6 protein-coding genes are annotated in these 6103 nt (G+C 57.0%); 5 read left to right on the forward strand and 1 reads right to left on the reverse strand.

Features of this window, described 5'->3' with window-relative positions; genetic code table 11:
• The first annotated feature begins 114 nt into the window (after positions 1-114).
• Positions 115-2913 (forward strand): DNA polymerase I, encoded by a 2799-nt coding sequence (gene polA / locus NW835_RS11630; RefSeq protein ID WP_414415362.1) that lies wholly within the window; start codon positions 115-117, stop codon positions 2911-2913.
• A gap of 55 nt (positions 2914-2968) precedes the next feature.
• Entirely contained in the window at positions 2969-3229 is a 261-nt protein-coding gene (gene grxC / locus NW835_RS11635; protein WP_414359978.1) for a glutaredoxin 3, read from the forward strand.
• 71 nt (positions 3230-3300) lie between these two features.
• Here the strand turns inward: grxC and NW835_RS11640 are convergent, their stop codons facing one another.
• Positions 3301-3597, reverse strand: a complete 297-nt coding sequence (locus NW835_RS11640) for a DUF2470 domain-containing protein (protein WP_414359976.1) — start codon at positions 3595-3597, stop codon at positions 3301-3303.
• A 142-nt stretch (positions 3598-3739) separates the two neighbouring features.
• Here NW835_RS11640 and NW835_RS11645 point away from each other — a divergent pair, with 142 nt between their 5' ends.
• From NW835_RS11645 to NW835_RS11655, 3 genes are all read left to right on the forward strand, one after another.
• A complete protein-coding gene (locus tag NW835_RS11645) occupies positions 3740-4183 on the forward strand; it encodes a DUF29 domain-containing protein (RefSeq protein ID WP_414415363.1) in 444 nt (147 codons plus the stop codon).
• A gap of 441 nt (positions 4184-4624) precedes the next feature.
• Positions 4625-5113 (forward strand): VOC family protein, encoded by a 489-nt coding sequence (locus NW835_RS11650; RefSeq protein ID WP_414386753.1) that lies wholly within the window; start codon positions 4625-4627, stop codon positions 5111-5113.
• A 16-nt stretch (positions 5114-5129) separates the two neighbouring features.
• Entirely contained in the window at positions 5130-5987 is an 858-nt protein-coding gene (locus NW835_RS11655) for a Tab2 family RNA-binding protein (RefSeq protein WP_414415364.1), read from the forward strand.
• Positions 5988-6103 lie beyond the last annotated feature (116 nt).

Below are 6103 nucleotides of genomic sequence, written 5' to 3' on the forward strand. Positions count from 1 at the left end.
CCTTCTTGGAGAAGCGCCCTCCTAACTTTCGCCAGTTTCCCTGGCGGCCCTAGGGAGCGGCTCCCTGTCCAGGTCGGGATCCCTTAGGCTGGACTTAGTTCCTGGTCTAAGCCGATGGCTGCACCCACTCCGACGCTGCTCTTGGTCGATGGTCACTCCTTGGCCTACCGCGCTTTTTACGCCTTTGCCCACAGCCGCGAGGGAGGCCTGCGCACCTCCACTGGGATCCCAACGAGCGTTAGCTTTGGCTTTTTGAAATCGCTGCTGGAGGTCCTGGAGAAGTACCCCCCCACCCATGTAGCTGTTGCCTTTGATACCCGGCAGCCCACCTTTCGCCACGAGGCTGATGAAACCTACAAAGCAGGCCGCCCAGAAACGCCGCCGGAGTTTCTTGAAGATGTGGAGAACCTCCAGCAGGTGTTGGCGGCGCTGCGCATTCCCATTTTGGCAGTGCCCGGCTTTGAGGCCGACGATATTCTGGGGACTCTCTGTAGGCTTGTTCCCCAAAAGTATCGAGTGCAGATCTTAAGCGGTGACCAGGACCTGTTTCAATTGATTGACCGCGAGGGAAGAATTAGGGTTTTGCACCTCAACAGCAAGGATCGCGTCAGCGAATTTGGCCCCCAAGAGGTCAAAGAGAAATTGGGCATCTGGCCTTGGCAAGTGGTCGACTACAAAGCCCTCTGTGGTGACCCCTCCGACAACATTCCCGGCGTCAAGGGGATTGGCCCCAAGCGAGCGGCAGAGCTCTTGCAGCGCTATGGCAGCTTGGAGGAGATTTTCAACCATTTGGAGGAGATCCCTGGCAAAGTCCAGCAGTACCTTAGGGAAGGGATCACGGCGGCCCGGCACTCCCAATTTCTGGCTCGGATTCACTGCGACGTCCCCCTTGTGCCTGACTGGGAGGGCATGAGGTTGACCGGCTTTGACCCAGAGGAAGTGCTGCCGCTGCTGGAGAAACTAGAGTTTCGCAGTTTCATTACTCAAGTGCGGAAACTCCAGGCTACCTTGGGCGGGATCCCCCCTCAGGCAACTGCAGCCAGGACAGCTTCCCCAGAAGCTGAAGGGGATGGCTCTGCCTACGACGAGGCCCTTTGGTTTGATTTTCCCGCTGCTCCCGCCCCTTCTCTGCCGGCAGTGCGCATTGTGGATACCCCAGAGCAATTGGAGCTGTTGCGGCAAGAGCTGTTGGCCTGTTCGGGGATCGTAGCCTGGGACACGGAAACCACGAGTTTAGATCCCCGCGACGCCCAACTGGTGGGAATTGGCTGCTGTTGGTCAGAGGGGGATGTGGCCTATTTGCCCATTGGTCACCGCCAGGGATCCAACCTGGACTGGAACCTAGTTAAGCAGAGCCTAAAGCCCATTTGGGAGGATCCCAATCGGCCCAAAAGCCTGCAAAATTGCAAGTATGATCTCAGTATTTTTCGCGCCCATGGCATCCGCCTACAAGGGATCCAATTTGATCCCATGCTGGCCAGCTACGTTCTCAATCCAGAGGCCAGCCACAACTTGGCCGACTTGGCAGCTAGCTATTTAAATTTGCCCACCACCAGCTACGAAAAGTTGCTGGGCAAAGCAAAGTCCATTGCCGATCTGCCCATTGCCAAAGTGGCAGAATATTGCGGCACCGATGCCTATTGCGCCTATCGCTTGGTGCCTATCCTCACCGAGAAGCTGCAACAGACTGACCCACGCCTCTGGAATCTTTTTATCCAGGTGGAGTTGCCCTTGGCCCATGTTTTGGAAGAAATGGAGTGGGTCGGCATCCGTATCGACACTGAGTTTCTCCAGCAGTTTTCTCAGGAGCTGGAAAAAGAGCTACAAAGCCTGGAGCAAAAGGCCTATGCCCAAGTGGGGGAGGTCTTTAACCTCAACTCTCCCAAACAACTGGCATCCCTACTCTTTGAAAAGCTCAAGCTAGATGTCCGAAAAACTCGCAAGACAGCCACCGGCTACTCCACCGACGCTTCTGTTTTAGAGAAGCTGGAAGGGGATCACCCAGTTATTGAAACTATTCTCCAGTACCGCACCCTGGCCAAGCTCAAATCCACCTATGTGGATGCGCTGCCAGCTCTGGTAAGACGCGATACAGGCAGGGTGCACACCAACTTTAACCAGACCGTTACTGCCACTGGCCGGCTCAGCTCCTCCAACCCCAATTTGCAAAATATCCCCATCCGCAGCGAGTTTAGCCGCCGCATTCGCCAGGCTTTCATTCCCCAGGAAGGATGGCTGTTGGCCTCAGCTGACTACTCACAAATTGAGCTGCGCATCCTGGCCCACCTCAGCCAAGAGCCAACCCTCCTTGAGTGCTTTCGCTCCGGGGAAGATGTGCATACCCTGACTGCTCGCTTGCTCTTTGAAAAGCAAGAGGTAACCAGTGAGGAACGCCGCCTTGCCAAGACGATTAACTATGGCGTGATCTATGGCATGGGAGCCCAGCGTTTTGCCCGCACGGCAGGAGTATCGCTGGCAGAAGCTAAGCAGTTCTTGCAGCGATTTAATGAGCGCTATGCTGGCGTTTTTGCCTATCTCCGCGCCACCGAAGCCTTTGTGGAAGAACACGGCTATGTGGAAACCATCCTGGGTCGCCGCCGCTATTTCCCCAATTTGTCTCAGCTATCGGGCCACCGCAAACAAGCCGAGCTGCGGGCTGCTGTGAATGCCCCCATTCAGGGATCCGCTTCAGACATTATCAAAGTAGCTATGGTGCGCCTGCAGGAAAAGCTCCAGAACTTTCGTTCGCGTTTACTTTTGCAGGTTCACGACGAGCTGGTATTTGAAGTAGAGCCCTCAGAATGGCAGGACTTACAGCCCCTCATTCAAAGAGAAATGGAAGGGGCGGTGCCCCTCTCCATACCGCTGGTGGTGGATATTCAAATTGGCCACAACTGGAAGGAGGCCAACTAAGGGATCCCAGCTCTGGAGAAATGTTAAGCTATGTGAAAGCGTTCGTTATCTCCCTATGGCTGTTGAGATCTACACCTGGCGTTTTTGCCCTTTTTGCATTCGCGCCAAGCAACTGCTAGACCGCAAGGGAGTCAAGTACATCGAATACGCCATTGATGGGGATGAGGCGGCGCGAGCGGAGATGGCTAAGCGGGCCAACGGGCGCCGTTCGGTGCCCCAGATTTTCATCAACAACCAGCACATCGGCGGCTGCGACGACCTCTATGCCCTTGAGGCCCAGGGCAAGTTGGATCTGCTCCTGCAGCAAGCTCACTAGACCCGTCTCTTGCCGGCCTCGGCTGGCTAGCCGGTGCCGGGGTCTTCTCCTTTTTTGCTGCCAGGCCCAGATTAGCTACTGGCTTGCCGGAGGCGAGCACGGGCCTGTTTCAGCATGGCAATCAGGGTGTGGTGGGCATCTTCAGAATCTTTGAGAGGGTGATCAAAGGGAATGCGCAGGGTTCGTAGGGCCCCGTCTACCTCTACCTGCAAGTCCATCCCTTCTGAGTCAATGGCCTGCATGCGAGCCTGCGTCACCCCTTCCACTTGGCCGAAGACTTTGGCATAGAGCGCCAGGGCATCGGCGTGGTCTTCGTTCATGTGCTTGCAGATGCGCTCGCTAACCTGAGGGGTGAGAGGGTCGGCCATAGAGTTGCAAAAGGGATGTCCAGATTTTAGTCTAGCGGACTCTTGGCTCAAGCGGCAGTTAAAGGCAGGCCAGCTCCCCCGCGCCCAGCCACTTGTTTCTCCTAGAGCCAGTAGGATTGGTTGATACCCGGGCAGCGTCCAGATGAGGGTGGACATGCAGCTTTACGAGCGCGACTTCTATGCCTGGACTCAGGAGCAGGCAGCGCTGCTGCGGGCAGGCCGGCTGGAGCAGCTAGACACCGTGCATTTGGCGGAGGAAATCGAGGCTTTGGGCAGGCAAGAGCGCCGCGAATTGGTCAATCGCTTGGGGATCCTGCTGGGGCACCTCCTCAAATGGCAGTTCCAGCCCCAGCTTCGCGGCAAAAGTTGGCAAGCCACGATCATCGAACAGCGGCAGGAGATCCAGGAGCTCATTGCGGAGAGCCCTAGCCTCAAAGCTTACCTAGCTGAAGCGATGGAAAAGGCCTATCGAAAAGGACTGCTCCTGGTGGTGAGAGAAACACCCCTTTCTCTTCAGGATCTGCCTGACCGGTGCCCCTACACTTTTGAACAGGCAATGGATCCCAACTTTTACCCTGAAAAATAACTGCCAAATTGCGCCGGGAGTAAGTATGCAGCTTTACGAGCGCGACTTTTATGCCTGAACCCAAGAGCAGGGAGCGCTGCTGCGGGCGGGACAGTTGCAGCAGAACGACTCCGGGCACTCATCTTCGTTGAGTCAACACACCATGGCTGACGCCACGCTGCGCGAGCCGATAGCGTACGGGCTTCACGCTTCCCAGACTTGTTGGTACGGAGGTCTCAGCGTGCTGCCACTGTGCCACCCACGGCAGGAAACTCTCCAGAGATTTAATTTAATATTCTTCTCACTTGTAGCACAAACCGCTTTCATCCCGACACTGATTGGCTCTTGAGTCAACACAATTCACCCATACAGTGCGGGGCTTTCCGCCAATTGAGCTAAAATCGCTTAACTTGGTAAAGAGCAGGGATCCTGAGTCGAGCAGGCTGCTTTGCGAGAGAGCCCATGGAACCCATCCGCTTTCATCTGGCCTTTCCCGTTGCCGATATTGCCTTGGCCAAGACTTACTACGGCGAGGGCTTGGGTTGCCAAATCGGTCGGGAAACCCCTGTTTCAGTTATTTTGAACCTCTATGGCCATCAACTAGTGGCCCACCTCACCCAGGAAGAGCTGACGCCACAGCGGGGCATCTACCCCCGCCACTTTGGCCTGATTTTCCCTGCCCAAGCAGATTGGCAGGCGCTGGCGGAGCAGGCCCAGGCACGGGGATTGCTTTTCTACCAGGAGCCGCGCTGGCGCTTTGTCGGCACCCCCCTGGAGCACGGCACGTTCTTTTTGCAGGATCCCTTCTACAACCTGCTGGAGTTTAAGTACTACCGCTACCCTGCCGCCATTTTTGGGGAGCGGGAATGGGCTTTGGTGGGGGATAGGTCTGCCCATCCTTCCCAGGATCGCTTTTCCACTTGCTCAGGCGGTGAGGTCAGCGGCAAGTAGCCAAGGGGAGGCAGACTTGGCCACTCAACCACCTCGTTCTGGCCCTATGCGCGGCCCCATCTGGCAGATGGATTTCAACGCCGTCCCGCTGCGGGATGCCCAGGAGCGGCGGGTTTGGGAGCTGCTGGTGTGCGATCCCACGGGTCAGTTTCGCCAGGCCCAGTACTGCAGCAACCAAGAGGTCAATAGCACCTGGGTGGCCCAACAGCTGCGCAGCTATTTGGAAATGGCCCCCCAGCCCCCTTCGGCCATTCGCGTCTTCCGGGCCCGCATGAGCTCCATTTTGCAACGGGCCTGTAATGCCGTTGGGATCCCGATGCTGCCCAGCCGCCGGGTCTATGCCCTCCGGGCCTGGATGCGGGAACGGGCAGAGCAGGTTTACCCTCAGGAAACCCAATTTACCTATAGCCCCGAGCCGCCATTGGAGCCGGATCCGCCGGATCCCATTCCCCTGCCGGACAAGTTGCAGGGAGAGCGCTGGGCGTTCGTTACCCTGCGGACCAGGGATCTGCGGGATGCCGAGACCTGGCCAATGGAATTTGGTGAGCTGTTCCCCCTAAACTGGGAGGCCCTGGCGCCCGACACCATCATTCCTGGGTTGGTGATTGCCTCGCGGCGGGCGCTGCCCATAGCAGCCTGGCTGAGCGGTATGGAGCCTGCCTACTTGACGGTGGCGGAGGGACGGCTGCTGTTCGAGGCTGGCCTCAGCGATTGCTACCTGTTTGCGCAACTAAAAGATGAAAAGCTGCAAGCGGAGGCAGAAGGCTTTGCCCAACGCCAACGCCAAGCCCAAGGGATCCACTTTCTCGCCATCCAAAGCGATTTCCGGGCCCAGTCCTTCGCCGGCTTTTGGCTAATGCAGCATCCCCTCTAAAACCATTGTCAGCCCCTTACGTGGATCCTCAAGCTAGCTGTGTTGGCAAAGCAACACAAAAACGGTAGCAGCAGCTCTGCGAGCGCCTCGCCAAATCCCGCAAAGGCCGATTCTTT

The organism is Synechococcus sp. OH2 (genome assembly GCF_047462155.1).
In the GTDB taxonomy this organism is placed as follows: Bacteria; Cyanobacteriota; Cyanobacteriia; order Thermostichales; family Thermostichaceae; genus Thermostichus.

Excerpts from the sequence above, each read along its gene's own strand:
- polA (WP_414415362.1), top strand. The coding sequence starts at position 115 with ATGGCTGCACCCACTCCGACGCTGCTCTTGGTCGATGGTCACTCCTTG.
- grxC (WP_414359978.1), top strand. The coding sequence starts at position 2,969 with ATGGCTGTTGAGATCTACACCTGGCGTTTTTGCCCTTTTTGCATTCGC.
- NW835_RS11640 (WP_414359976.1), bottom strand. The coding sequence starts at position 3,597 with ATGGCCGACCCTCTCACCCCTCAGGTTAGCGAGCGCATCTGCAAGCAC.
- NW835_RS11645 (WP_414415363.1), top strand. The coding sequence starts at position 3,740 with ATGAGGGTGGACATGCAGCTTTACGAGCGCGACTTCTATGCCTGGACT.
- NW835_RS11650 (WP_414386753.1), top strand. The coding sequence starts at position 4,625 with ATGGAACCCATCCGCTTTCATCTGGCCTTTCCCGTTGCCGATATTGCC.